The 23,861-nt window shown below is 72.5% G+C and carries 23 protein-coding genes; 7 read left to right on the top strand and 16 right to left on the bottom strand.

All coding sequences use genetic code 11. The features are described from left to right. Positions 1–33: 33 nt before the first annotated feature. Positions 34–321 (bottom strand): hypothetical protein, encoded by a 288-nt coding sequence (locus ACQPXB_RS30775; protein WP_432845352.1) that lies wholly within the window; start codon positions 319–321, stop codon positions 34–36. Positions 322–397: 76 nt separating this feature from the next. Here ACQPXB_RS30775 and ACQPXB_RS30780 point away from each other — a divergent pair, with 76 nt between their 5' ends. Continuing rightward, complete coding sequence (locus tag ACQPXB_RS30780) at positions 398–931, top strand: DinB family protein (RefSeq protein WP_432845353.1); 534 nt, start codon at positions 398–400, stop codon at positions 929–931. A gap of 8 nt (positions 932–939) precedes the next feature. Here ACQPXB_RS30780 and ACQPXB_RS30785 read toward each other — a convergent pair whose 3' ends face one another. Then, positions 940–1,584 carry an NAD(P)-dependent oxidoreductase gene (locus ACQPXB_RS30785; protein WP_432845354.1) on the bottom strand — a complete coding sequence of 215 codons (645 nt, stop codon included), beginning with the start codon at positions 1,582–1,584 and terminating at the stop codon, positions 940–942. Further along, positions 1,581–2,480 (bottom strand): EamA family transporter, encoded by a 900-nt coding sequence (locus tag ACQPXB_RS30790; protein WP_432845355.1) that lies wholly within the window; start codon positions 2,478–2,480, stop codon positions 1,581–1,583. Before ACQPXB_RS30790 ends, ACQPXB_RS30785 begins: the two co-directional genes overlap by 4 nt. A gap of 78 nt (positions 2,481–2,558) precedes the next feature. On the opposite strand from ACQPXB_RS30790, the gene ACQPXB_RS30795 reads away from it, so the two are divergent. Next, positions 2,559–3,428: a LysR family transcriptional regulator gene (locus tag ACQPXB_RS30795; protein ID WP_366581263.1), complete on the top strand. Its 870-nt coding sequence runs from the start codon at positions 2,559–2,561 to the stop codon at positions 3,426–3,428. Positions 3,429–3,432: 4 nt separating this feature from the next. Here ACQPXB_RS30795 and ACQPXB_RS30800 read toward each other — a convergent pair whose 3' ends face one another. Together ACQPXB_RS30800 and ACQPXB_RS30805 are read right to left on the bottom strand one after the other, a co-directional pair. Next, entirely contained in the window at positions 3,433–4,923 is a 1,491-nt protein-coding gene (locus ACQPXB_RS30800; RefSeq protein WP_432845356.1) for a glycosyltransferase family 39 protein, read from the bottom strand. Between the two features lie 888 nt (positions 4,924–5,811). Next, complete coding sequence (locus tag ACQPXB_RS30805) at positions 5,812–6,510, bottom strand: TetR/AcrR family transcriptional regulator (RefSeq protein ID WP_432845357.1); 699 nt, start codon at positions 6,508–6,510, stop codon at positions 5,812–5,814. A 79-nt stretch (positions 6,511–6,589) separates the two neighbouring features. Here ACQPXB_RS30805 and ACQPXB_RS30810 point away from each other — a divergent pair, with 79 nt between their 5' ends. Next, entirely contained in the window at positions 6,590–7,318 is a 729-nt protein-coding gene (locus tag ACQPXB_RS30810) for an SDR family NAD(P)-dependent oxidoreductase (RefSeq protein WP_432845358.1), read from the top strand. A gap of 15 nt (positions 7,319–7,333) precedes the next feature. On the opposite strand, the gene ACQPXB_RS30815 is transcribed toward ACQPXB_RS30810, so the two are convergent. Beyond that, on the bottom strand, positions 7,334–7,939 hold the full coding sequence (locus ACQPXB_RS30815) for a nitroreductase family protein (protein ID WP_386949871.1): 606 nt from the start codon (positions 7,937–7,939) through the stop codon (positions 7,334–7,336). A gap of 442 nt (positions 7,940–8,381) precedes the next feature. Between ACQPXB_RS30815 and ACQPXB_RS30820 the strand changes: the two genes are divergently transcribed. The 3 genes from ACQPXB_RS30820 to ACQPXB_RS30830 all read left to right on the top strand — a co-directional run bounded on the left by ACQPXB_RS30820 (position 8,382) and on the right by ACQPXB_RS30830 (position 11,409). After that, the gene (locus ACQPXB_RS30820) at positions 8,382–9,116 is read left to right on the top strand and encodes a LysM peptidoglycan-binding domain-containing protein (RefSeq protein WP_386949874.1); all 735 of its coding nucleotides are present in this window, start codon (positions 8,382–8,384) and stop codon (positions 9,114–9,116) included. A 252-nt stretch (positions 9,117–9,368) separates the two neighbouring features. Then, positions 9,369–10,517 (top strand): acyl-CoA dehydrogenase family protein, encoded by a 1,149-nt coding sequence (locus tag ACQPXB_RS30825; protein WP_432845359.1) that lies wholly within the window; start codon positions 9,369–9,371, stop codon positions 10,515–10,517. Positions 10,518–10,608: 91 nt separating this feature from the next. Beyond that, positions 10,609–11,409 (top strand): alpha/beta fold hydrolase, encoded by an 801-nt coding sequence (locus tag ACQPXB_RS30830; protein WP_432845360.1) that lies wholly within the window; start codon positions 10,609–10,611, stop codon positions 11,407–11,409. A gap of 42 nt (positions 11,410–11,451) precedes the next feature. Here ACQPXB_RS30830 and ACQPXB_RS30835 read toward each other — a convergent pair whose 3' ends face one another. From ACQPXB_RS30835 to ACQPXB_RS30865, 7 genes are all read right to left on the bottom strand, one after another. Further along, entirely contained in the window at positions 11,452–12,144 is a 693-nt protein-coding gene (locus ACQPXB_RS30835) for a TetR/AcrR family transcriptional regulator (RefSeq protein WP_432845361.1), read from the bottom strand. 153 nt (positions 12,145–12,297) lie between these two features. Then, positions 12,298–14,214, bottom strand: a complete 1,917-nt coding sequence (locus ACQPXB_RS30840; RefSeq protein ID WP_432845362.1) for an FAD-dependent oxidoreductase — start codon at positions 14,212–14,214, stop codon at positions 12,298–12,300. After that, positions 14,211–14,405: a ferredoxin gene (locus ACQPXB_RS30845; RefSeq protein WP_366581245.1), complete on the bottom strand. Its 195-nt coding sequence runs from the start codon at positions 14,403–14,405 to the stop codon at positions 14,211–14,213. The genes ACQPXB_RS30840 and ACQPXB_RS30845 overlap by 4 nt, the downstream gene beginning before the upstream one ends. Further along, on the bottom strand, positions 14,402–15,691 hold the full coding sequence (locus ACQPXB_RS30850) for a cytochrome P450 (RefSeq protein ID WP_432845363.1): 1,290 nt from the start codon (positions 15,689–15,691) through the stop codon (positions 14,402–14,404). The genes ACQPXB_RS30845 and ACQPXB_RS30850 overlap by 4 nt, the downstream gene beginning before the upstream one ends. Before the next feature lie 10 nt (positions 15,692–15,701). Next, entirely contained in the window at positions 15,702–16,517 is an 816-nt protein-coding gene (locus ACQPXB_RS30855; protein ID WP_432845364.1) for a nuclear transport factor 2 family protein, read from the bottom strand. After that, positions 16,517–17,326 (bottom strand): enoyl-CoA hydratase/isomerase family protein, encoded by an 810-nt coding sequence (locus ACQPXB_RS30860; RefSeq protein WP_432845365.1) that lies wholly within the window; start codon positions 17,324–17,326, stop codon positions 16,517–16,519. Before ACQPXB_RS30860 ends, ACQPXB_RS30855 begins: the two co-directional genes overlap by 1 nt. Continuing rightward, positions 17,323–18,903: an acyl-CoA carboxylase subunit beta gene (locus ACQPXB_RS30865; protein ID WP_432845366.1), complete on the bottom strand. Its 1,581-nt coding sequence runs from the start codon at positions 18,901–18,903 to the stop codon at positions 17,323–17,325. Before ACQPXB_RS30865 ends, ACQPXB_RS30860 begins: the two co-directional genes overlap by 4 nt. A gap of 159 nt (positions 18,904–19,062) precedes the next feature. Here ACQPXB_RS30865 and ACQPXB_RS30870 point away from each other — a divergent pair, with 159 nt between their 5' ends. After that, positions 19,063–20,826: an acetyl/propionyl/methylcrotonyl-CoA carboxylase subunit alpha gene (locus tag ACQPXB_RS30870; RefSeq protein WP_432845367.1), complete on the top strand. Its 1,764-nt coding sequence runs from the start codon at positions 19,063–19,065 to the stop codon at positions 20,824–20,826. 9 nt (positions 20,827–20,835) lie between these two features. Here the strand turns inward: ACQPXB_RS30870 and ACQPXB_RS30875 are convergent, their stop codons facing one another. From ACQPXB_RS30875 to ACQPXB_RS30885, 3 genes are read right to left on the bottom strand one after another with little or no spacing between them, the layout of a single operon-like run. Further along, entirely contained in the window at positions 20,836–21,636 is an 801-nt protein-coding gene (locus ACQPXB_RS30875; protein ID WP_432845368.1) for an SDR family NAD(P)-dependent oxidoreductase, read from the bottom strand. A gap of 28 nt (positions 21,637–21,664) precedes the next feature. Further along, positions 21,665–22,426 carry an SDR family NAD(P)-dependent oxidoreductase gene (locus tag ACQPXB_RS30880; protein ID WP_432845369.1) on the bottom strand — a complete coding sequence of 254 codons (762 nt, stop codon included), beginning with the start codon at positions 22,424–22,426 and terminating at the stop codon, positions 21,665–21,667. Positions 22,427–22,486: 60 nt separating this feature from the next. Next, positions 22,487–23,839 (bottom strand): phytoene desaturase family protein, encoded by a 1,353-nt coding sequence (locus tag ACQPXB_RS30885; RefSeq protein ID WP_432845370.1) that lies wholly within the window; start codon positions 23,837–23,839, stop codon positions 22,487–22,489. Positions 23,840–23,861 lie beyond the last annotated feature (22 nt).

Raw genomic sequence — 23,861 nt, forward strand, 5'->3', positions numbered from 1 at the left:
ACAGGCCGGCGAGCAGCCCCACCAGCGCACCCGTCACCGCGCGGCCGCCGCGAGGGACAGATCCAGCACCGGCGTCCCGCCGTTCACCGCCGACACGACCACCACGGCGATGATCCCCGCGCTGCCGCCGAGCAAGCCGCCGAAAACCCCCACGGTCACCGATTCCAGGAGGAACTGCGCCAGCAGCGAGTCGTGACCGTTGGGGCTCAACACGATCGGCGCCTGGCGGGCGATGAGGCTCGCCGCGCCGAGGTCCGTGCGGATGAGGACCTTCGTCGGCCAGCCGGTCGGCCGAGTGACGAAGCGAAAAAGTTGATCCACGGCAGCGGCCCGCCACACTGGGTGGGGCGCCCGCACCGGGCGTCGCCGGCAACCTCACACACCCCAGGTGATCACGATGCACGAAGTGACCGGGCTCCTCCGCGAGTACGACCGGGCCCGCGCCTACACCGACCTGCTGTGGAAAGACCTCAGCGCCGACGAGGTGACGTGGCGCCCGAACGAGAACTCCAGCGCCATCGGCTGGCACCTCGGCCACCAGGCCCACGTCGCCCACTTCATGGTCCGCAACCTCACCGCCGCCGAGCCGAGCCCCGACCCCGAGCTCGACGGGCTCATGGACTCGGCTCAGCCCGAGCAGTTCCGCGGCGCGCTGCCGACGGTGGAGCGGCTCACCGCGTTCCGGAAAACCGTCGCGGCCCGCGTCCACGCGCGGCTCGGCGCCATCGCCGGCGGCCAGGTCGGCGCGCCCGACCAGCTCACCGTCGTCGGCCGGCACCTGCTGATCGCGCTGATCAACCACGAGTACCAGCACGACCAGTGGATCGGCGAGGTCCGCTCCGAGAACCTCGGGCACGCCCTGCCGCCGGACCCCGACACCGACCAGGTGAAGCGCCTCGACGGGTATCTGGTCCTCGACGCCCTCGGGTGACTCGCGAATCACTCCGCGAGGCTTCGGGCGACCGTGAAGTGGTGTTCGCCGCGCGGGTTTTCGAGTTCGTCGAGCACCGCGAGCGCGAGGTCGGGCGCGGTGATCCGCGAGTCGCCCGTCCCGTCGGTGAGGAGCGTGGTGCGCCCCCGCCGGTAGCCGCCGGTGCGCGTGCCCGGTTCGAGGATCGCCGGCGGACTGAGGTACGTCCAGGCGTCGTGGGGATGGTCCCGGCAGACGCGGAACTGGTCGAGACTGGCCTGGGCGATGGTCTTCCACTCGGTGGGGACGTAGGCGGGATCGTCGATGAGGAGGCGGCCGGCGTCGTCCGGGGAACGCAACGGTGCCGAGCCGCCCACCACGAGGACCCGGGTGCCGCAGCGCTGCGCCGCGTCGAGGAAGCCGTGGGTCAGGGGCGCCAGCAGGTGCTCACTGCCGGGGGCGAGGCGGACGGCGAGGACGGCGGCGTCCGCGGCGGTCAGCACCGGCGCCAGGTCCTCGGTTCTCCCGACGTCCAGGGCGAGCACGCTGAGCCGACCGTGGTCCGGGGCGGGCGGCCGGCGCGCCACGGCGGTGACGGTGTGCCCGCGGGTGAGGGCCTCGGTGACGACGGCGCGGCCGGCCATTCCGGTGCCGCCGAAGACTGCGATTCTCATGACAGGCTGGTTTCCTTCTTGTTCGGTGGGTTGAGCTGCCCGGCGACCGTCGCGGTGAGGGCGAACGCGAAACCGGCGAGCTGGACGAGCGTGAGTGCTTCCCCGGCGACGGCGGCGCCGAGGACCGCGGCGACGAGCGGCGAGAGCAGCCCGAGCAACGCGGTGGCGGTGACCGGCAGCCGGCGGATGCCGGCGAACCAGAGCGTGTAGGTGAGCAGCGCGCCGACGAGCCCGAGCCACAGATATCCACCGACGGCCGGTCCGTCGATGTCGCCCGGAACACCGTCGAACACCAGGGCCGGGATCAGGAGGAAGAGCCCGGCCGCGGTGAGCTGCCACCCGGCCAGGCCGAGCGCGCTGACGTCTTCGGGCCGGCCCCAGCGTTTCGTCAGCACGACGCCGGTGGCCATGGACGTGGCACCGGCCAGGCCGGCGAGGATGCCGACGGGATCGAGCGCCGCGTCGGGCCCGAGGACGACGAGGGCGACGCCGAAAACCCCGACGACACCCCAGGCGACCCGCCAGGTGGAGAGCCGTTCGCGAAGGATCGCGACCGCGAGGAACGCGACGACGACCGGCTGCGCCGCGCCCAGCGTCGCCGCGACCCCGCCGGGCAGGTGCTGCGCGGCCAGGAACAGCAGCGGGAAGAACGCCCCCATGTTCAGCACTCCCAGTACCGCGCTCTTCCACCACCACGACCCGCGCGGCAGGCGGCGCGCGAGCAGCAGGGCGATCAGCCCGACCGGCAACGACCGCATCAGCGCCGCGAACAGCGGATGCCCGGCCGGCAGCAGGTGGGTCGTGACGAGGTAGGTGGTGCCCCACACCGCGGGTGCGAGGGCCGTCAGTGCGGTCCACCCGACGCGTGTGGCGGCGGGACGTGCAGTCGTGGTCACCGGTCCATCGTCGGCCGGTGGGACCGATGAGTCCAACACATGGATGTCATCGCAGCAATGAACAGCGATAATCGGTGCATGGAGTTCCAGCAGATGCGGTACGTCGTCGCGGTGGCCGAGGAGCGCAGCTTCACCCGCGCCGCCGAACGTTGTTTCGTCGTGCAGTCCGCGCTCAGCCACCAGATCAAGGCGCTGGAGACGGAGCTCGGCCTCACGCTGTTCGCGCGGACGAGCCGGCGCGTCGACCTCACCGCCGCGGGCGAGGCGTTTCTCTCGGCCGCGCGCGCGAGCCTGGAAGCGGCGGACCGCGCGGTCGCGGACGCCGCCGCCGCGACCGGGCAGGTCCGCGGCACCCTGACGATCGGCGTGATCCCCACCGTCACCGCCCTCGACTTGCCCGCCGCGCTCGGCGGTTACCACCGGGCGCACCCGGCCGTGCGCATCAGGCTCCAGAGCGGCGGCAGCGCCGAGTTCATCACCGCCATCGCCGAGGGCAGTGTCGACGTCGCCCTTCTCGGGTTGCCCGAGCCGACGTCCGCGAAAGGAGTGGCCACGCGCGAGCTGGCGCGCGAACGCCTCGTCGCCGTCGTGTCCGCGGATCATCGTCTCGCGGGCCGCCGCCGGCTGAAACTGGCCGACCTGGCCGGTGAGACCTTCGTCGACTTCCCCGCCGGCACCCCGGGCCGCATTCCGTCCGACCGAGCGTTTCAGGCCGCCGGCGTCCACCGCGAGGTCGCCTTCGAGGCCATGAGCCCCACCCTCATCCTCGACCTCGTGCGGCACGGCCTCGCCGTCAGCCTGCTCTCGCCCTTCGTCGTCGCGGCCGACGCGGACCTGCGCAGGATTCCGGTGAGCGACGGCCCGAGCCGCATCGAGTACCTGGCGTGGAGCTCGTTCAACCCTTCCCCTGCGGCACAAGCGTTTCTGGATCAGGTACGGCCGCGGTGAGCGTTCAGTCGAGGTGACTCAGGCCGGGCCACAGCTGCGCCCAGGTGCCGTGGGGTTGGCGGCACAGGTAGATCGCCGCGTGGTTGGTGGTTTCTTCGTTCGGGACGCCGCCGGGGGTGGTGACGGGGGCGATCTCGCGGACGTCGGACCAGAAGCGGCGCAGGTAGTCCGGGCCCCACTCCCCCACGCAGAGCACGGTGTCCGGGATGCCGGCGGGCGGGCCCCACAGGAGGTAACCGTTGTGGGCGCTGGAAACCGGCAGCCGCAGGCCCGCGTCGGGACCGAGGAGGGTCAGGGCGCCGGCTTCGCCGTAGTTGCTGGTGAAGACGCTTGCGCCGGGCGGCAGGGTGTCGGCGACGGCGGTGACCTGGTGGACGAAGTCGGGCCAGCCGTAGGTCTCCACCAGTTGCGGGTTGACCGAGGCGAACACGCGTTCCGCGCTCACCGGCAGCACCGGCAGTCCGATCAGCACCGCGAACACCGCGGAGAGCGCGATCGCGACCTGCCATCGTCGCGGGGTGACCGCGGCCCGGGTTTCGGCCCACACCCCGCCGGCGGCGAACAAGCCGAGCAAGGCCGGTGCCGCGTAGTAGCTCTTGCCGCCGCCCGCGGTGAAGACGACCAGGGCGATCACCGCGACGACCAGCACCCACCGGTGCTCACGGTTCCCCGCCAGCCACCGCACGCCGAGGATCCACAGGGCGATCAGCGGCGGGCCGGCGAGCACCAACAGCAGCAGCGGCACGTTCGGCAGCGCCCCGAGCGGACCGCCTTGCTCGGCCGAGAGCACGCCGGCCATGCGGAACTGCGCCCAGCTGTGCTGCGCGTTCCACACCACGTTGGGCGCGACCAGCAGTGCCGCCAGCGCACCGGCCAGCCACGGCCCGGGCGTCCGCCGCACGCCTCGGCGGAACAGCGCCAACCCCACGACGATGCCGAGCAGCAGCACCCCGACGGTGTACTTGTTCTCCAGCCCGACCCCGGCCACGGCACCGGCCAGGAGCCACGCGCGGACGGTGCCCGACCGCAGCGCCCGCGCCATCGTGACGAACACCGCGGCCCAGGCCAACTGGTCCGTCACCGTGGTGCCGAACAACATCGAGCCCGCCACGAACACGGGGCACGCCGCGACCGCCGCGGCCGTGATGGTCTGGGCGCGAGCGCGTCCGCCGAACTCGGCCGCCAGCTTGGCGGCAAGCATGACGCAGCCCAGCTGGGCCACGATCGCGAGCAGCCGCAGGGGCAGCACGCCGCCGGGCAGGTCGGCGGCCAGCCGCGCCAGGAGTGGCGTCAACGGCGGCTGGTCCGGGTAACCCCACGCGAGGTGCCGGCCGGAGATCACGTAGTAGAACTCGTCGCGGTGCCAGCCGAAGCGCGCCGCCACCGCCAGGTGCACGCCACCGGCGACGGCGACCACCGCCAGGATCGGGCGCCACGCCAGCCGCCCCGCGGGGGCGACCGGTCTGTCGGTTTCGAGCTTTCCCGTGTCATGCATGGCTTCACGCCTTCCGGTCAGACGGGGACGGGGTACGAACGCGGCAGGGATCCGAGGGCGAACCGCGGCCCGGCGGGCGCGGACGGCCGGTGTGCCCCTCGCGAACTTTCCGCTGCCGCGAAGGACATCTCAACCTTCTGGTCAGGACGAGGGACGGGGCACGAACCCCGCCGGACCCGAGGGCGAACCGCGGCCCGGCGGACGTGGACGGCCGGGCCACCCCGCCCGAACCTTCCGCTTCCAGGAGGGACATCTCGACCCTCCACTCAGGACGAGGGACGGGACACGAACACCGCCGGGACCCGAGGGGCGGACCGGCAGACGCGGACTGTCGGTCCGCCCCTCGCGAACCTTCCCCTTCCAGGAGGGACATCTCGACCCTCCAGTCAGGGCAAGGAACGGGCGCACGAACACCGCCAGGATCCGAGGGCGAACCGCGGCCCGGCAGACGCGGACTGGCGGTCCGTCCCTCCCGAACTTTCCCTTGCCACGAAGGACATCTCGACCCTCCGGTCAGGACGGGGACGGGGTACGAGCGCAGCCGGGATCCGGGTGCGGACCATGGCCCGACCGGCGCGGACGGCCGGGCCGCCCCTCGCGAACTTCCCCTTGCCACGAAGGACATCTCGGCCTTCCAGTCAGGACGAGGGACAAGGCACGAACGCAGCCAGCACCACGGGGCGCACCGGGTCCCGGCAGACGTGGACGGCCGTCTGTCGGTTTCGAGTTTTCCCGTGTCGTGCATGGCATTACGCCTTCCGGTCAGGACGGGGATGGGGACGAACGCGGCCAAGAATCCAGGGCGGACCGTCTACCGGCAAGCGTGGACGGCCGGTCGGCCTCTCCCGAACGTTCCCTTGCCGCGAAGGACATCTCGGCCTTCCGCGGTCAAGACGAGGGACGGGGTACGAACGCCGCCAGCACCAGGTGGCGCACGGTGGCCCGGCAGGCGTCGTCGGTGAGGTGGGCGGAGTCGGGGTCGCCGAGGCGGTGCCAGGCGAACCAGGCGATGGTCTCGACGATGAAGCGCGCCGCGGCCGGGATGTCGGGGACGGCGCCCAGTGCGCCGGAGCGGGTGCGCCGGGTGAGGTAGTCGGCGAGCTGGTCGAGCATGCCCCGGCGCCGTTGGACGAAGTAGTACTGGGCGAGTTCGGGCAGGTCGGCGGCGCACCGTTCGACCAGGGCGAGCAGGTGGCGGTTGCGTTCGATGAAGCCGTAGAGCTCGTCGACGATCGCGCCGAGCTCGTCGGCGACGGGTCCCTGCCGCCGGCCGGCGGCCGCGGCCAGGGCGGGGAGGCCGCTGCCGTCGGTGGCCCAGCCGTCGATCAGCGCCACGATCTCCTCCGGCCTCGGCGTGGGCACCGGGGTCGCCATGGCCTCCAGGGCATCCGGCCGGATCAGCCGCAGCAAAGCCAGGTACAGCAACGCTTCCTTGCTCTTGGCGTAGGTGTAGACCGCGCCGTGGCTCAGGCCGAGGGCCGCGGACACGTCCGACACCCCGGCCGCCTGGTAGCCCTTGGCCAGGAACACCCGCGCCGCCGCCTCGGCGATCTCCCCCACCGGCCGCGCCGGCACTCTCCCTCGCACGAGCCCAGTATTGATTGACTGACTGAGTCAGTCAAGAGTTCGGCGCACTACAATGGGCCAGAACGAAGGGGGCGGTCAGATGACAACGAAGAGCCCGGTCGCATTGGTGACCGGCGCGGCCGGGGGCATCGGCGCCGCCGTGTGCCGCGCGCTGGCCGCGCAGGGGCACCGCGTCGTGGTGCACGACTTCGGCAAACCCGAGGCGGGCGACGCCCTCGTGTCGGAGCTGCCCGACGCGGTGTACGTCGACGGCGACATCTCCGACCCCGCGGCGGCGCCGCGGCTGGTGGCGGCGGCCGTCGAGCGGTGGGGCCGGCTCGACGTGGTCGTGAACAACGCCGGCATCGCGCGATGGATCCCGCACCGGGACCTCGACGCCGTACCGGACGAGTGGTGGGACCAGGTGCTCGGCGTGAACCTGCTCGGCCCGTGGCACGTCTCGCGCGCGGCCGCGCCCGCGTTGCGAGCGAGCCGCGGCGCGATCGTGAACGTGGCATCGGTGGCCGGGTTGACGGTGAGCGGCAGCTCGATCCCTTACGCGGTCAGCAAAGCCGGGCTGATCCACCTGACCAAGCTGCTGTCCGTCGCGCTGGCACCGGAAATCCGCGTCAACGCGATCGCGCCGGGCTACATCGACACGCCACTGACCCACGACTGGACCGACCTGCGCGACAACGCCGGCGCGCGGGCGCCACTCGGCCGGCTGGGCGCGCCCGAAGACGCGGCGGCCGCCGTGCGGAGCCTGCTGAACAGCCCGTACACGACGGGCGCCGTGCTGACCGTCGACGGCGGCCTGAACCTGGCCTGAACCCGGCCTGAAAGCTCAGCCGAGCCAGGTGATCAGCTCGTCCATCGGCAGCTTCGCGCGCTTGCCGGCACTGCCGCTCGGCGGCGCGCCCGGGTCCTCGGCGGAGTAGCCGAGCGTCAGGACGCCCGTCAGCACGACGTCCTCGGGAAAGCCGGTGAGCGCGTGGACCGCGTCGAACTGGCCCTGGTCACCGAGGCCGAAGAAGCCCGAGGCGAGCCCCTCGTCGGTGGCGGCGAGTTGCAGCAGGGACAGCAGCGCACCGCTGTCGAACCACCAGTACGGCACGGGCCACGCGTATTCCGCACCGTCGTCGTCGGTTTTGTCGGCTTCCTGGTAGCGCGCGTGGTAAGACGCTTCCCGGATGCCGACGGCGATGTGCACCGGCGCCTTCGAGATCCACGCGGGAAGGCCGAAATCGACGTACGGCTGCTCGGCGATCTCGGCGATGCGAGCGCGGACGTCGGGCGCCGTGATCACCGCGAGCCGGTGCCCCTGACTGAACCCGGCACTCGGCGCGCGCCGGACCACCCGCACCACGCGGCGCAGGACGTCTTCGGGCACGGGGTCGGACCGGTAGGCCCGGATCATCCGGCGGTGGCGCAGAACCTCGGAGAACTCCATGCGATCAGCATGGCGCAAGATCCACCGCGCCCGCTGGAGTTTCGAAATCAGTCGAACCGTGACCCGCGAGCAGCCGAAACCGGTGCCGATTGACGGACAACTCGACAAGTGTGAAATTTTTCTCCGTGACCGGTTACGCGCCAAACGATCGCCCGCCCGACAGCTTTTCGTTGTTGTTGAGCCAAGATCTCCCCACCGACTGACGCCGATTTGACATGACACACTGTCGCGTTACCGCTACGCCGCCAGTTGATCTGTGTCGCTTCCCACGGACTCTGTACACATGTCGTTGCTTGTTCTTAACCTCGTCGTGCTTTCGCGGTGACCTGCGATCCACCCCCGAGGATCAGCGGCCGGAAGCCACCGCGAGACTCCGGCAGACGCGGCCCCTCCCCGGGCGCGGAGCCGGGCGTGCGGTGTGAAAAAGAAGGAGCCCACCCCCGTGGGGCGACACAGCAAACCCAGCCACACCAAAACCGTCCTGAAACGCACCGGCGCCACCGCGGCTCTCGCGGGCGCCACGCTCGGCGGCATCGGCCTCGTCGGCGCCGGTCCGGCCAACGCCTTCCCCGGGCAGGCCGGACTGGTCAAGTGCGAGAGCTCCGGCAACCCGACCGCGGTCAACAACACCGCGGCCGGCCAGCGCGCCGGACGTCCGGCCGGTCTGTTCCAGATCGTCACCAAGACCTGGCTCGCGAACGGCGGCGGCCAGTTCGCGCCGACCGCGGACAAGGCCTCCCCGGCCCAGCAGCAGGTCGTCGCGGACCGGATCTACGCCAAGTCGGGTTCGGCGCCGTGGGAGTGCAGCACGGGCTCCGGTCCGGCCGGCTTCGGCTCGTTCTCGGGCCAGCTGAGCACCGGGTCCGCCGACAGCGGTGCGGCCACCGGCCACAGCAAGGCCAAGGCGGCCAAGCCGCAGGCGAAGACCAAGCTCAAGGCCAAGGCGAAGCCGCAGGTCAAGCCGCAGGTCAAGCCGCAGGTCAAGAGCGCGCCCGCGACCGGCGCGACGCGGTCGAACCCGAACGGCGACTACACCGTCGTCGCGGGCGACACCCTGTCGGGCATCGCCGCGCGCACCGGCGTCGCCGGTGGCTGGCAGCACCTGCAGCAGCTGAACTCGGCGTACGTCCCCGATGCCAACCTGATCCTGGTCGGGCAGAAGATCGCCACGAAGTGACCCCCGTCCGCGTCCGCGCCGCTTTCCCCCGGGCGCCGCGGACGCGGGCGGCGAGCCACCGCGGATCCCCCGCCGCGGGTGCGCTCGGGCACCTTCGGCGAGTTCGCGGCGGAAGGCGCGCGGGGTAAGCGGGCTCTCGTCGTGGGAACACCGGCCCGCCTACCCCGCACGTCCCCGCCGGCAGCCCACGGCTTTACTCACCAAACAGACGTCAGGTAGTTTCGCCCCAGCCGACAGAAGCGGGGTGGGGCGGTGCAACGCGCGGTGTACGACGCCGAACACGAGGCGTACCGGGACAGCATCCGGCGGTTCGTGGCGGCGGAGGTGGTTCCGCACCGCGAGCGGTGGGAAGCCGCCGGCCGCGTCGACCGCGAACTGTTCCGCGCCGCCGGGAAAGTCGGTCTGCTCGGCATCTGCGCACCCGAGGAACACGGCGGAGGCGGCAGCGCGGACTTCCGCTTCAACGCCATCCTCAGCGAGGAACTGGCCGCCGCGGACGTCTTGGGCGCCGGGCTCGGCTTGTCGCTGCAGGCCGACATCGCGTTGCCCTACCTCGTGGACCACTGCACCCCCGAGCAAGCCGCCCGCTGGCTGCCCGGCGTGGTCGCCGGCGAGACCGTCCTCGCGCTGGCGATGACCGAACCCGGCGCGGGTTCCGACGTCGCCGCGATCACCACGCGGGCCGTGCGCGACGGCGAGCACTACGTCGTCAACGGCGCCAAGACCTTCATCACCAACGCCCTCAACGCCGACCTCGTCATCACCGCGGTGAAGACCGACCCCGCGGCGGGCCGCAAGGGCATCTCGCTCCTGGTCGTCGAGACCGACCGCGCGGGCTTCCGCCGCGGCGCGAAGCTGGCCAAGGTGGGCCAGCACGCCGCCGACACGGCCGAGCTGTTCTTCGACGACGTCCGCGTGCCCGCGGCCAACCTCCTCGGCGAGGAGGGCCGCGGCTTCTACCTGATGATGAATCACCTCAGCCAGGAGCGCCTCGCCGTCGCCGTGCAGGCCACCGCGCAGGCGCGCCGGGCCTACGAGCTGTGCGTGGAGTACGCGAAGAGCCGCGAGGCGTTCGGCAGTCCGATCGGCTCGTTCCAGCACAACCGGTTCGTGCTGGCCGAGATGAAGACCGAGACCGAGATCGCGCAGTCCTACGTAGACCGGCTGCTGCTCGCCCACAGCCGCGGCGAGCTGGACGCCGTCGAGGCGGCGCAGGCGAAGTGGTGGACCACCGAGCTGTGCCGGCGGGTCGTCGACCGCGGCGTGCAGCTGCACGGCGGCTACGGCTACATGGCCGAGTACCCCATCGCCCGCGCCTGGACCGACAGCCGGATCCAGACCATCTACGCGGGCACCACCGAGGTCATGAAAGAGATCATCGGCCGTTCACTGGGTTTCTGACCCGGGCGGGCGACAGCGGGCGTCTTGGATGTGGCCCTGCCCACTGCTAAGCTCGGCCACCAAACGACCGGTAGATTCGAGTGAGGCGACGATGCCCGACCTGACGATGCGCGACGGCACCCGGCTGCACGTCCGGGACGAAGGAGCCGGCCCCACCCTGCTGCTCCTGCCCGGCTGGGGTGTCTCGACGTGGTGGTTCCGCAAGCAGTTCGCGACGCTCACCGCCTCGTTCCGGGTCGTGTCCTACGACCCGCGCGGGCAGGGCGAGTCGGACAAGACCACCCGCGGCCAGCGCACCGCGCGGCTGGCGGCGGATCTCGCCGAGGTCGTGGCGTGGACGGGCGACGAGCCGGTGCACCTGGTGGCCTGGTCCGGCGGTGGCTCCACGGCCCTGCAGTACGTCGAGCTGTTCGGCACCGAGCGCCTGCGCACGCTGACGCTGGTGGGCGCGAGCTCGAAGCTGCTCAAGTCCGAGGGCTGGGACCTGGGGTTCGCCGATCTCGAAGGCCTGCTGGGCTGGGTCGGGCTGGTCGGCAGCGACTTCGGCGCCGCGGCGGAAAGCCTGCTGCCGGCGTTCTTCGCGGCCCCGCTCGCGCCGGAAGACCGCGAAGCCACGCTGGCCGAGATGCGCCGCTGCGATCAGGCGGCGATGGCGCTGGCGTCGTGGGACTTCATCATCCAGGACTACCGCGACGTGCTGGCGCTCATCAACGTCCCGACGCTGGTCGTCACGGGCGCCGACGACGTCGCCGTGCCGGCGGGCAACGCGCCCTACCTGCACGAGCACATCGCCGGGTCCCGGCTGGAGATCATCGAGCGGGCCGCGCACTGCCCGTTCCTGGAGCAGCCCGAGCAGTTCGACACCGTGCTGCGGAAGTTCCTCGACGCCTGACGCTCCCCCGCCGCGGGCCGGGACCACCCGGCTCGCGGTGAGTCAGCTTTCCGGGGCCGTGGTTTCCTTGCCCCGCTTGGGTTTGGCCGGCTTCTCGGCCGGCAGCACGCCGTCGGCCGCGAGGCTGTGGACGATGAGATCCGCGAAGTGCTCGCCGATCTGCTTCGGCGTGAACTCGCCCCCGGGCCGGAACCAGCGGTACACCCAGTTCACCGACCCGAGGATCGACAGGCTCGCCAGCTTCGGGTCGATGTCCGCGCGCACCAGGCCTTCGGCCTTGCCCTTCTGGACCAGGTCGAGGAACACCGAGCGGTACGCGTGCTCGCCGCCGAGGATCTCGGCCTGCCGTTCCTCCGGCAGCGCCGCCATCTCGTGCAGGAACACGGTGGTCCCGGTGAGGTTGTTGCACATGTGGTCGACGTGCCCGATCACCACGTTGCGCAGGCGCTGCAACGGATCGCCCGGCCGGCTCGCCAGTTCGACGATGTTGGCGAGCCCCTGGCGGTGGACCTCGCTCATGACCTCGAAGAGCAGGTCTTCCTTCGAGTGGATGTAGTAGTAGAGGCTCCCCTTGAGCAGCCCCAGCCGGTCGGCGATGTGCTGCAGCGAAGCGCCTTCGTAGCCCTTTTCGTAGAAGACCTCGGTGGCGACGGCGAACAGCTCCGCCCACCGTTCCTCACGGGGCTTGCGCGAACCACCGCCGCGCCGCTCCGCCCTGCCCGCCGGCTGCCGCACCCGGACCACCCTCATTCGTGAGCTTCGCCGCCGGGCGCACTGGGCACGAGCGGACCTTTCGAAACCATCAATCTACCAAACGACCGATTAGTCAACCACCGGCCGAGGTCCCGGCGGGTGGCGATCACGCTACCGTCGGCAAGCGGCCGGCCTTCAGACGGCGAGTCCCGTGTCGGCGCCGGCGTTGATCGCGCGCACGAAGTCGGCCGGCGTTTCGGCGTCGCCGAGGACTCGGACGTCGACGCCGTCGGCCGCGAGCTCGGCCGCGACCTGCGGTCCCGTCGCGCGCCAGCCGATGGCCAGCGCGACGAGATCGGCCTCGACGGTCTCTTCGGCCGCGGTGTCCTCGTCGGCCGGGCGCCAGCGCACCAGACCCGGCTCGATTCCGACGACCACGGCGTTGGTGAGAACGCGAACCCCGTCGTGGCGCAGCTGTTTCACCAGCTCCCGCCGCGTGATTGCCTCGATGCCGCGGCCGATGCTGCCGCGCATCTCGACGATAGTCACCTCGGCGCCCCGGGCGCGCATCAGCTCCGCCGTCTCACAACCGGTCGCGCTGCCTCCGACGACCACAAGCCGGGTCCCGGCCGCCACGTCGATCTCCCCGCGCAGCAGCCGCTGCGCGTCGTGCACGTCCGGCCCGTCGATGCCGGGCACGGGCGGCACCCACGGAACCGCGCCCGTCGCCACGACCACGACGTCCGGCCGCTCCTCGGCCACCGTCGCCGCGGAGACCGGTGACGACGTGCGGATCTCGACGCCCAGCTCGGCCAGCCGGTGCGCCTGGAAATCCCGGAACCGCAACACTTCCCGCTTGCTCGGCGCCGCTCCCGCCACGGACAGCTTGCCGCCGAGCGCGTCGTCGGCCTCCCACACCGAGACGTGGTGCCCGCGCAGCCGGGCGATCCGCGCGGCCTCCAGCCCCGACGGCCCGGAGCCGACCACCAGCACGTTTCGCGCCGCCGCGGCCGGCTCGACGGACCACGTGAGCTCACGGCCCACCTCCGGGTTCACCGAGCAGCGCGCCCGCTCGCCCCGCCCGACCAGGTCCACGCAGGCGTTGCACGCGATGCACGGGCGCACCTCGGCCAGCCGGCCGGCCCGCACGAGGTCGGGCCAGTCCGGTTCGGCGATCAGGCCGCGCCCGAGCAGCACGAGGTCGGCGTCGCCGGAGGCCACGATCTCGGCGGCCAGCGCCGGGTCGTCCAGCCGGCCGACGGCCATGACCGGCACGGACACGGCTTGGCGCACGGCCTGGACGAGCGGGCGCATGTGGCCGCGCGGCACGGCCATCGGCGCCAGCGTCTCGTGCAGGGTCAGCCAGGTGCCCGAAGACACGGAGATCGCCGCGACGCCCGCGTCCTCCAGCAGCTTCGCCACCGTGACGGCGGAATCCAGGTCGAAGCCGCCGGGTTCGGCGTCGGTCCCGTTGAGCCGCCAGACGAGCGGGAGGTCGACGGCCGCGACGATCGCGCGCGCCACCTCGAGGGAGAACCGGGCGCGGTTTTCGAGCGGCCCGCCGTAGCCGTCGGTGCGCAGGTTGTGCCGGGGCGAAAGGAAGTTGGACGGCAGGTACCCGTGGGCGCCGTGCACCTCCAGGTAGTCGAATCCCGCCTCGGCCGCGAACCGCGCCGCCCGCGCGTAGTCGGCGACGATCCGCTCGATCTCGGGCCCGGTCAGCTCGTGCGGAGTGGGCGCGGCCGAGTTCAGCGGGACCGGCGACGGCGCCACGGACGGGCCGGCCACGACCTGGCGGCCCGGGTGCATGAGCTGCACGCCGACCACGGTTCCGTGCGGGCGCACCGCCTCGACGATCCGCCGCAGCCCCGGCACGTACTCCGGCGCGCACAGCCGCGGCTCGGGCCCCACCGTGTCCGCGGAAACCAGGCAGCCCTCGACGGTGATCGCGCCGACGCCACCCTCGGCGCGGCGGCGGTAGTAGGCCACGGTGTCGTCGGTGATGTGGCCGCCCTGGTCCAGGCACGTGCCCATGGGCGCCATCACGAGCCGGTTGCCGAACGTCAGCCGCCCCACCCGGACCGGCGTGAACAACACGTCCGGCGCGCTCACCGGAGGATCCGCAGCGCCGCGACGGGGCAGGCCTCCACGCCCATCTCCGCGGTGTCCTCCTCCCCCGGCGGCACCTCCTGCTCCGCGGCGACGCCCGAAAAGCCGTTGTCGTCGAGGGGAAACAGGTCCGGGTCGATGATGTAACACTGCGCGTGGCCCTGGCAGACGCCGGGCACCTGGCCGATCTTCACGCGGTCCTCCCGGCGCCGTGCGTGACGGGGAGCGTCTCCATGGCTCGCGACGCCAGGCTCGCCTTCCACTGTGGATCGCCGGCGAGCGCGAGCCCGGGCATACGGGCAAGGATCCGGCTGACCGCGATCCGCGTCTCCATCCGCGCGAGCTGCGCGCCGATGCAGGCGTGGATGCCTTTGCCGAACGCCAGGTGCGGGTTGGGCGCTCGGCCGAGGTCCAGGGAGTCGGGGTCGGTGAACTTCGCCGGGTCGCGGTTGGCGGCGGCCAGCACGAGGTGGACGCGTTCCCCGGGCGAGATCGTCCGGCCGCCGACCTCGGTCTCCGCGACGACCCAGCGGATCAGGACCTTGATCGGCCCGTCGAACCGGAGCAGCTCCTCGACCGCGGGCCCGATCAGCGCCGGATCCTCGCGCAGGCGGTCGAGCTGGTCCGGCCGCCGCAGCAAGGCCAGCAGGGAGTTGGCGATGGAGTTGGTCGTGGTTTCGTGGCCCGCGAACAGCAACAGGGCGCACATGGCCACGAGCTCGTCGTCGGAGAGGTGGTCGGCGTCGCCGTCGTGGGCCATGAGCGCGGAGAGCATGTCCTCACCCGGGTCGGTGCGGCGCTTCGCGATGAGCTCGCGGATGTAGGCGTCCATTTCGCGCAGGCCGCGCAACGCCCGCTCGTGGCGCTCGGCCCGCGCGGTGCCGCCGGCGCCGAACGCGACCAGCGCGAGCTCGTCGGACCACTCGCGGAAGCGGTCGCGGTCCTCGGGCGCCGCGCCGAGCATCGTGGCGATCACGGTGGTGGGCAAGGGATACGCGATGTGCTCGATCAGGTCCTGCTCGCCGGAGCCGCGGAGCAAACCGTCGATGTGCTCGTCGACGATCCGGGTGATCATGCCGTCCATCCGCGCGATCCCTTGGCCCTTGAACGCGCCCGCCGCCGGCTTGCGCAGCCGGGTGTGCGCCGGCGGGTCGGAGACGACCATCCAGCTCGCCATCAGCCCGAGCACCGCGGTCGTCGCCTCCGGTTGGCCGGGCCGCTCGGCGCGCGCGGCGAGCAGCGGCCGCACCCGGTCGCTCGAGAACGCCTTGTTCTGGAACGCGGCCGAGACGTCGTCGTAGCGCGTCAGCAGCCACGCGCGGTGCTTGTCGCTCCAGTGCACCGGGTCCGCGGCACGCAACTCGTGGAGCACCGGGTACGGGTCAGCGCTCGCCGAGGGCTCGAGCAGGTCGTCGGGGACGGCGTGATTTTCGGTGACAGTGTGATTTTCGGTGACAGCGGGGTTTTCGGTGGCAGACATGAGTGTCCTCTCAGGAGCCGGCGGCGGCCGGCTGCGCGAGGCCGCGGGCCAGCCCGAGCCGGTCGCGGACGATCCAGCCGCCGATCCGGCCTCCCGCGACGGAGACCAGACCGACGAGGTGCAGGGTCGCGGGCGTGCCGACGGCCGCCTCGCCGCCGTCGGGACCGAGCCCGCCGGCGTAGGCGCCCGTGGCGGTGATCCGGAACGCGACGTGCTCGCCCGCGGAGAACAGCTCGTCGACACTCGACGTGACGTCGGTGAGCAAGGCGGGCCCGGCGTCGCCGTCGTCGAAGCGGATGGCGGCGGAGTCCTGGGGCTGAACGGCCCCGCCGGCCGCGATCCACTGCCGCACCAGGGATTCCGCCGCGGGGTTCGCCGGTTCGGCTTCGGTGTCCCACGGCGCCGACGCGGGCGCGTCGACCGGCGACGGGTTCCCGGAGCTCAGCTGACGGCGGCGGGAGAGGTAGTCCTGTTCGACGAAGTTCGTCTCCAGCCGGCGGCCGTTCCAGCCGTACAGCCCGATGCCCGTCCACACGGCGACCCGCCCGTCGCGGGCGCGCCGGCCGTGCTCGGAGAACCGCAGGGCCAGTTTCCGGCCGTCGGTGACGATCGAGTGGACCGTCAGGCACAGCCCGGGATACTGCTCGAACTGCCGCTGCGCCGCCGGGATGTACGCGTCGTCGCGCCCGGCGACCTCGTGCGGGCCCATGCGCAGGACGTAGCCGGGTTCCATGATCTCCGCGCACACGGACACGTCGTGGCGGTTGGTGTAGTCGTTGACGTAGCGGCGCATCAGCGCCACGAAGGGATCCGGGCGGGCGGTCATCAGCGGCCCTCGAACTTCGGCGGCCGCTTGCCGAGGAAGGCGGCGATGCCCTCCGCGGCGTCGGCGGTGGCGTGCAGGGTGGTGAGCGCGGCGGTCGAGTGGTCGAACTCGCCGCGGTCGACACCGCGGTTGACCAGGTTCTTGCCGCTGGCCACGGCGAGCGGGGCCATCGCCGCGAACCGCCCGGCGAGCTCGCGCGCGGCGCTCATCAGCTCGGCGGCGGGAACCACCTTCTGCGCCAAGCCGATCCGCAACGCCGTGGCCGCGTCGACCCGTTCGCCGCCGAACATCATGAGCTTCGTCCAGTGCCGCCCGATGACCGACGGCGCGCGCAGCACCCCGAACCCCGGCACCAGCCCGACGCCGCACTCCGGCATCCCGAACGTCGCCGTGTCGGCGGCCACCACCACGTCGCACGCCAGGGCCAGTTCGCACCCGCCGCCGAGGGCGAACCCGTTGACGGCCGCGACGATCGGCAGCGGCGACTCCTCCACCGCGGCGAAGGTGCGCATGCAGTCCTGCTGGAACTCCCGTTTGGCCACCACGTCGGTCAGGTCGGCGAAACTCGCGATGTCGCCGCCGGCCGAGAACGCCTTGTCGCCGGCGCCGGTGATGATCACGGCGCGGGTGCGGCCGTCGGCGGCCAAGTGGGACAGCGCTTCCCGCAGCTCCGGCCAGAATTCGCGGCCCATCGCGTTGAGCTTGCCCGGGGTGTCCAGGGTGAGCACCGCGACCGCACCCGGGCCGTCGCCGGTGTCGTCGACCTCGACGCGCAGGGTGCGGGCCGCGGCGGGATTCCAGGTGCTCACGCAAGTCCTCCCGAAGCGATCTCAATACTCGTCGCGATGACCTCCCGCGTGCGGGCGGGCTCGATGACGTCGTCCAGAGACAGGTGCGCGGCGGCCTCCCACGGCTCGGCCTCGCTGATCCACTCCTCGGTCAGCTCGGCGACGAGCGCCGCGTGCGCTTCGGGCCCTTCTTCGGCCAGCACGCGTTCCAGCCGGCGCCGGTGGATGGTGCGGATGCCGGTCTCGGGCGCCATGAACCCCAGCTCCGCACTGGGCCACGCGTAGAGGAAATCCGGTTTGGTCGGGCGCCCGCCCATCGCGAAGTGCCCGCCGCCGTAGGCCTTGCGCAGCACCACGCCGACCTTCGGCACGGTGGCCTCGGCGATGGCGGACACGAGCCCTTCGTAGCCGTGGAGGATGCCACCGCGCTCGGCCTGGGTGCCGATCATCAGGCCGGGCACGTCGTGCAGGAACACCAGCGGCAGGCCGAACGTGTCGCACAGCTTCACGAACGTCCGCTCCTTCGCCAGCGTCGGCGGCTCCAATGCCCCGGCCCGCACGATCGGCTGGTTGCCGATGAGCCCGACCGGCCGCCCTTCGATCCGGGCCAGGGCGCACAGCAGGCTCGGCCCCCAGCCGTCGGCCCACGGCAGCACACTCGCCTCGTCGGCGATGCACGCGAACACGTCGCGCATGTCGTAACCCGAGCGCGGGCCGAGGGGCACGATCGACTCGAGCTCACGCGGGTCGCGGGCCGGCGGCCGCGGCGGGGCGAGCGGCGGCTTCAGCGTGGAATTCTGCGGCAGGTAGGAGAGAAACGCGGCGATGGCGTCCATCGCGTCGGCCTCGGTCTCCACGACGAGGTGCGCGTTGCCCGCTTCCGTCGCGGCGGCCGGGCCGCCCAGCTCGGTGTCGGTGACCTTCTCACCGATCGCCAGCTCCACGACCGACGGACCCGAGAGCGCGATCGACCCGCTGCGCACCATCACCACGAAGTGGGCGGTCGAGGCGTGCAGGGCGGAGTCGCCGTAGCTCGGGCCGAGCACGGCCGCGGCTCTCGGCACCACCGGCTGACCGGGCGGGGGCTTGAGGAACGTGGTGAAGTCCAGGGGAAGACCGGAAAACCGCCAGCCGGAGACGTCCGGCATCCGGCCGCCGTCGGCGTCGCACAGGAGAACGAGGGGGAATCCGTGGCGTTGCGCGTGCTCGATGAGCCGGCCCTGCTTGCGCATGCTGATGGGCGCAGTCGTGCCGGCCACCACGGAGGAGTCGATGCCGATCACGCCGATGCGCCGGCCGTCGAGCAGGCCGAAGCCGGTCACCACGGCGTCGCCGGGAATCGGCTTCTCCCGGCGCAGCTCCGGCAGCGCGAGCGCGCCGATCTCGAACCACGAGCAGGAGTCGACGAGCAGCTCGATCCGCTCCCGCACGGGCAGCCGGCCGGATTCCCGGTGCCGGCGCAGGCCTTCCGGCCCGCCGCTGGCGTGGGCCGCCGCCTGCTTCTCGCGGAGGACGGCGAGCCGGTCGGCCATCGTGACCTCGGCCGGTTCGGCGGTGTCGTCACCCGAGTCGTCGCGCACGGTGCTCCTCGTCGTCACGGGACCTCCCCTGGCCGGGATCGGGTGGTCCGTCCCCGGAGCCGACCCTAGACTATCAGACGACTGGTTGGTAGACAGTTCTCCACGGGGTGCTCGTCGTCCGCGACGGAACCCCCAAGACGGGTGTGCAGCGACACCACGGACGTGAGGGAAACCGACATGCCAGAGGCGACCGTCCTGGTGGCGAACCGCGGTGAGATCGCCGTGCGCGTCATCCGCGCGTGCCACGAGCTCGGCCTGCGAGCCGCCGCCGTCCACAGCGACGCGGACGCCGGCGCGCTGCACGTCCGGCTCGCCGATGAAGCCCACCGGATCGGGCCGCCACCCGCGCGAGCGTCCTACCTGGACATCGACGCCGTGCTCGGCGCGGCGAAGGCGGCCGGCGCGCGCCTCGTGCACCCGGGTTACGGCCTGCTGAGCGAAGACGCCGCGTTCGCCGAGGCGGTCACCGCGGCGGGGCTGACGTTCGTCGGGCCGTCCGCGGCGGTCATCGCGCGGATGGGCGACAAGGTCGCGGCGCGCGCGGTGGCGGAGAAGTGCGGTGTGCCGGTGCCGCCGGGCACCGCGGATCTCACCGTCGAACAGGCGGCGGCCGAGGCGGACCGGACCGGGTTTCCCTTGGTGGTCAAGGCTTCGTTCGGCGGCGGCGGGCGGGGCATGCGCGTCGTGACGTCGGCCGACGGGCTCGCCGACGCGATGGCCGCGGCCGCGCGGGAGGCGGGCGCCGCCTTCGGCCGGCCGGAGGTGCACCTGGAGCGCTACCTGCAGCCGGTGCGCCACGTCGAGGTGCAGGTGTTCGGCGACGCGCACGGCACGGTCGTCCACCTCGCCGACCGGGACTGCTCGGTGCAGCGCCGGCACCAGAAGCTGATCGAGGAGGCACCGGCGTTCGGCCTGCCGGACCGCGTGCGGACCGCGCTGCGGGAGGCGGCCGTGGCGCTGGCGAGCGAGGTCGGTTACGTCGGCGCGGGCACGGTCGAGTTCCTCGTGCTGCCGGAGACCGGCGAGTTCTTCTTCCTGGAGATGAACACCCGGCTGCAGGTCGAGCACGGCGTGACCGAGCTGGTGACCGGCCTGGACCTCGTCACGGCGCAGCTGCGGGTCGCGCTCGGTGAGCCGCTGCCCTTCACGCAGGACGACGTAGTGGTGCGCGGGCACGCGATCCAGGCCCGCATCGCGGCGGAGGACCCGTCGGCGGGCTTCCGGCCGGCGCCGGGCACCGTGACCGGTCTGGCGTTGCCGCTGGGGCCAGGAATCCGCAACGACTTCGGCGTCGAGGCCGGCGACGCGGTGCCGGCGATGTACGACTCGCTCTTCGGCAAGGTCCTCGCCCACGGCACCGATCGCGACACCGCACGGCGGCGGCTCGTGGGCGCGCTGGGCGAGCTGCGGGTCGCGGGTCCGCCGACGACCGCGCCGTACCTGCGCACGATCCTCGAATCGGCGTCGTTCACGGAAGGCAGGCACGACACGGGATCCGTCGAACGCGAGTGGGTGCCGGCCGCGGCTCCCCCCGCTCCCGCCGCTCCCCCCGCTCCGCCTGCCGCCGCGACGAACGCCGTGCCCGCCCGGCTGGTCCGGATCGCCACGGACCGCGGTCCGGTCGAGATCGCGGTCTACGGGCGCGCCGCGCGGCCGGGAGTGGTTGCCGCGCTGTCGGAACGCCCGGCGCGCGACAGCGGATCCGGCGGCGCCGCGGGCGCGACCGCCGGCGGACCGCCGACCGCGCCGATGGACGCCACCGTGGTCGAGGTCCGGGTCGAGCCCGGGCAGGAGATCGCCGCGGGTGACGTCGTCGCGGTGCTGGAGGCGATGAAGATGGAGATGCAGGTGCGCACCGACGTCGGTGGTGTCGTCGGGACCGTCCTCGTCTCCGCCGGCACGTCCGTCGCCGCCGGGGCACCGCTGATCACGCTCGGCTGAGCCCGGCGGTCACCGCTGCGGCGCGGCGACGATCGGGACGTCCGGGCCGCCGCCGTCGACGAGGATGCGTTGCGCCGTCAGGTAATCGGCGTCGGCGGAGGCGAGGAACGCCACCACGCCGGCCACGTCCTCGGGCCGCGCCACACGGCCGAAGGGGTAGCGCGCGTCGAGGTCGGCGATCGCCGGCGCGCCGGAGGCCGCGACGAGCCGCTCGCCCATGTCGGTCGCGACCAGGCCGGGCGCGACGATGTTGACGCGCACGCCGTGCGGCCGCTCCTCGTGCGCCAGGGTCCGCGCGGCGGTCTCCATCGCGGCCTTCGCCATCGTGTACGCGGCACCACCCGCCGGCGTGGTCTCGACGATCGCGCTCGACACCACGATCACGTCACCCCGGGCCGCGGCGCGAAGCCCCGGCAGCAGGGCCCGGATCAACGCGAGCGGTCCCAGCGTGTGCACCCGCAGCAGCCGCAGGTACTCCTGCTCCTCGGTGTCCGCGATCGGCGTGCCGCGGCTCGCCGTCCCGGCGTTGCTCACGAGCAGGTCGACCGGGCCGAGGTCGGCGCGGACCCGCTGCACCATGGCGCCGACGGCGGCCTCGTCGTCCACCGAAGCGCGGTAGGCGACCGCGGTCCCGCCCTCGGCCGCGATCCCCGCCACGACCTCCTCGGCCGCGACGGCGTCACGCCGGTAGTTGACCGCGACGGCGGCACCGTCGACCGCCAGCCGCGTCGCGATCGCGCGGCCCACACCGCGCGAGCCGCCGGTCACCAGCGCGATGCGGCCCGCCAGCGGCGTGGCGTTGCGGGACATCGGAAACTCCTCGTCGTCGATCGGGCGGTCAGAGGCGGGTCGCGGCGTCGAGCCGGACGACCTCGCCGTTGAGCAGCTCGTTTTCCATGAAGCTCGTCACGAGCCGGGCGAAGTCTTCGGGGCGGCCCAGGCGTTTCGGGAACACGTGCAGGTCCACCAGCGCGGCGCGGCGCTTCTCGTCGGCGCCGGCCAGCATGCCCGTGTCCATGATCCCCGGGCACACCGTCATCACGCGGATCCCCCAGATCGCGAGGTCCCGCGCGAGGGGCAGCGTCAGCGCGACAAGCCCGCCCTTCGACGCCGAATATGCCGCCTGCCCGGCCTGCCCTTCCAGCGCGGCGGCGGACGAGACGTTGACGATCAGCCCGCGTTCGCCGTCGGGCCCCGGCTCATTGCGCGCCATCACGGCGACGGCGTGACGCAGCACGTCGAACGCGCCCACCAGGTTGATCTCCAGCGTGCGCCGGAAGAGGTCGAGCGGGTGCAGCTCGCCCTTGCGCGACAGCACCCGCGCGGCCGGGCTGATCCCCGCCGCGTTCACGCACACGTCGAGGCGCCCGAACCGCTCCGCGACCGCGCCGACCGCCTTCTCCACCGCCGATTCGTCTGACACGTCGGTGGGCACGAACAGCGCGGCTTCGCCCAGCTCGCCCGCGAGCTCCGCGCCGGCCGAGCTCGCCAGGTCGAGGATGCCCACCCGGCCGCCCCCGGCGACCAGCCGCCGCGCGGTGCCGGCACCGAGACCCGACGCACCGCCGGTGACCAGGCCGACGGACCCTTCGATCCTCATGCAAACGCCTTTCCCGCCATGGTTGTCTCCTGCAAGTCGTTGCCGTCCCCAGATTTCCGGTCAATAGCGCATGGTCCCGGCGAACGCGTCGAGCCGCCGCCCGAGCACCGCTTCGGCCGCCGTGATGCCCGAGCGCGCGGCCTTGTCGATCCCGATGCCGCGGGCGCGCGTCGTGTCGCCGGTCAGCCACAGGCCTTCGACGCCGCGGACCTCGGTGTCGGGCCGGACCGGACCGACGAGGCCCGGTTTGGTGATCACGCCGTAGCTGGTGACGACGTGCGGCTTCGTCCACAGTGCACCGCGCGCCGCGGGCAGCATCTCCTCGATGTCCTCCCACAGCTCGGCAAACTTCCGGTCGAGCCAGGCCCGGTCGCCGTAGTGGGTGGTCGCGTCGAACGAGGCCCCGACGCACGTCAGGTACTCCCCGGCGGGCGAGACCCCGCCGTCGTAGCCGGTGAAGTTGAGGGTGAAGCCGGGCAGGCCGCACCGGGGTGTGGACAGGAACGAGGCCATCTCGCGCTCGGTCATCGCGATCACCGGCTCCTTCGCGGCGATCCAGTAGCCGATCCAGCAAGCGCGGTTCCGGTTGGCCGCGAGCATCCGGATGCGCGCCGCGAGGTCCCACGGCAGCACGTCGTCGTCGAACAGCCGCAGCAGATCCCACACGGGCGCCGACACGACCACCTGCGGCGCCTCGATCTCCTCGCCGTCGCGCAGCGTCACGCCGCGCACGGCGCCGTCGCGCACGTCGACCCGGCGGACCGGCGCGGACAGCCGCAGCTCACCGCCGTGGGCCTCGAACGCCGAGACCATGTTGTGCCACAACGCATCCCAGCCGCCCAGGGGCCAGAACGAGTAGCCGGCCGTGCGCCGCGTCGAGTAGTGCAGCTTGCGCGTGTAGAGGTTCTCCGACGCCGAGTGCTCCCACGGCCGCAAGGTGATCTGCTCCAGCACGGAGATGGCTTCCCACACGGTGTACACGCCCTCATCCGAGGTGTACTGCGCCATCCACTCCCGCAGCGATGCGTGGTTCCAGTTCTCCAGCTCCTCGTACGACGTCTCGTTCAGCGCCTGGATGCACCGCTTGAGGCCCTGCTTCGCGCTGCCCGCGTACTGCTCCTGGATCGGCGCCCAGCCCCGGCCGTTGGTCCAGAACGGCATGGAGTCGCTGCGTTCGGAGTGCACGAGGTCGAGCCCCATCAGCGCGCACACCCTCGTGAGCGAGTCGCCGGGATCCTCGACGAGGTGGCTGCCCAGGCCGAGCTGGTGTCCCCGGTACCGGTACTCGCGCGCCCGCCCGCCGAGGTACGCGTGCTTTTCCAGCAGCAGCACGCGTTGGCCCTGCTCGGCCAGCAGTGACGCCGTGACCAGGCCGGACACGCCGGCACCGAGCACGATCACGTCGTAGGACAAGAACCCTCCTCCAGCCGGGTGT

Source organism: Amycolatopsis sp. CA-161197, from assembly GCF_050942255.1.
Classification (GTDB): Bacteria; Actinomycetota; Actinomycetes; order Mycobacteriales; family Pseudonocardiaceae; genus Amycolatopsis.

Excerpts from the sequence above, each read along its gene's own strand:
- ACQPXB_RS30780 (WP_432845353.1), top strand. The coding sequence starts at position 398 with ATGCACGAAGTGACCGGGCTCCTCCGCGAGTACGACCGGGCCCGCGCC.
- ACQPXB_RS30785 (WP_432845354.1), bottom strand. The coding sequence starts at position 1,584 with ATGAGAATCGCAGTCTTCGGCGGCACCGGAATGGCCGGCCGCGCCGTC.
- ACQPXB_RS30795 (WP_366581263.1), top strand. The coding sequence starts at position 2,559 with ATGGAGTTCCAGCAGATGCGGTACGTCGTCGCGGTGGCCGAGGAGCGC.
- ACQPXB_RS30800 (WP_432845356.1), bottom strand. The coding sequence starts at position 4,923 with ATGCATGACACGGGAAAGCTCGAAACCGACAGACCGGTCGCCCCCGCG.
- ACQPXB_RS30810 (WP_432845358.1), top strand. The coding sequence starts at position 6,590 with ATGACAACGAAGAGCCCGGTCGCATTGGTGACCGGCGCGGCCGGGGGC.
- ACQPXB_RS30815 (WP_386949871.1), bottom strand. The coding sequence starts at position 7,939 with ATGGAGTTCTCCGAGGTTCTGCGCCACCGCCGGATGATCCGGGCCTAC.
- ACQPXB_RS30830 (WP_432845360.1), top strand. The coding sequence starts at position 10,609 with ATGCCCGACCTGACGATGCGCGACGGCACCCGGCTGCACGTCCGGGAC.
- ACQPXB_RS30850 (WP_432845363.1), bottom strand. The coding sequence starts at position 15,691 with ATGTCTGCCACCGAAAACCCCGCTGTCACCGAAAATCACACTGTCACC.
- ACQPXB_RS30855 (WP_432845364.1), bottom strand. The coding sequence starts at position 16,517 with ATGACCGCCCGCCCGGATCCCTTCGTGGCGCTGATGCGCCGCTACGTC.
- ACQPXB_RS30870 (WP_432845367.1), top strand. The coding sequence starts at position 19,063 with ATGCCAGAGGCGACCGTCCTGGTGGCGAACCGCGGTGAGATCGCCGTG.
- ACQPXB_RS30875 (WP_432845368.1), bottom strand. The coding sequence starts at position 21,636 with ATGTCCCGCAACGCCACGCCGCTGGCGGGCCGCATCGCGCTGGTGACC.
- ACQPXB_RS30880 (WP_432845369.1), bottom strand. The coding sequence starts at position 22,426 with ATGAGGATCGAAGGGTCCGTCGGCCTGGTCACCGGCGGTGCGTCGGGT.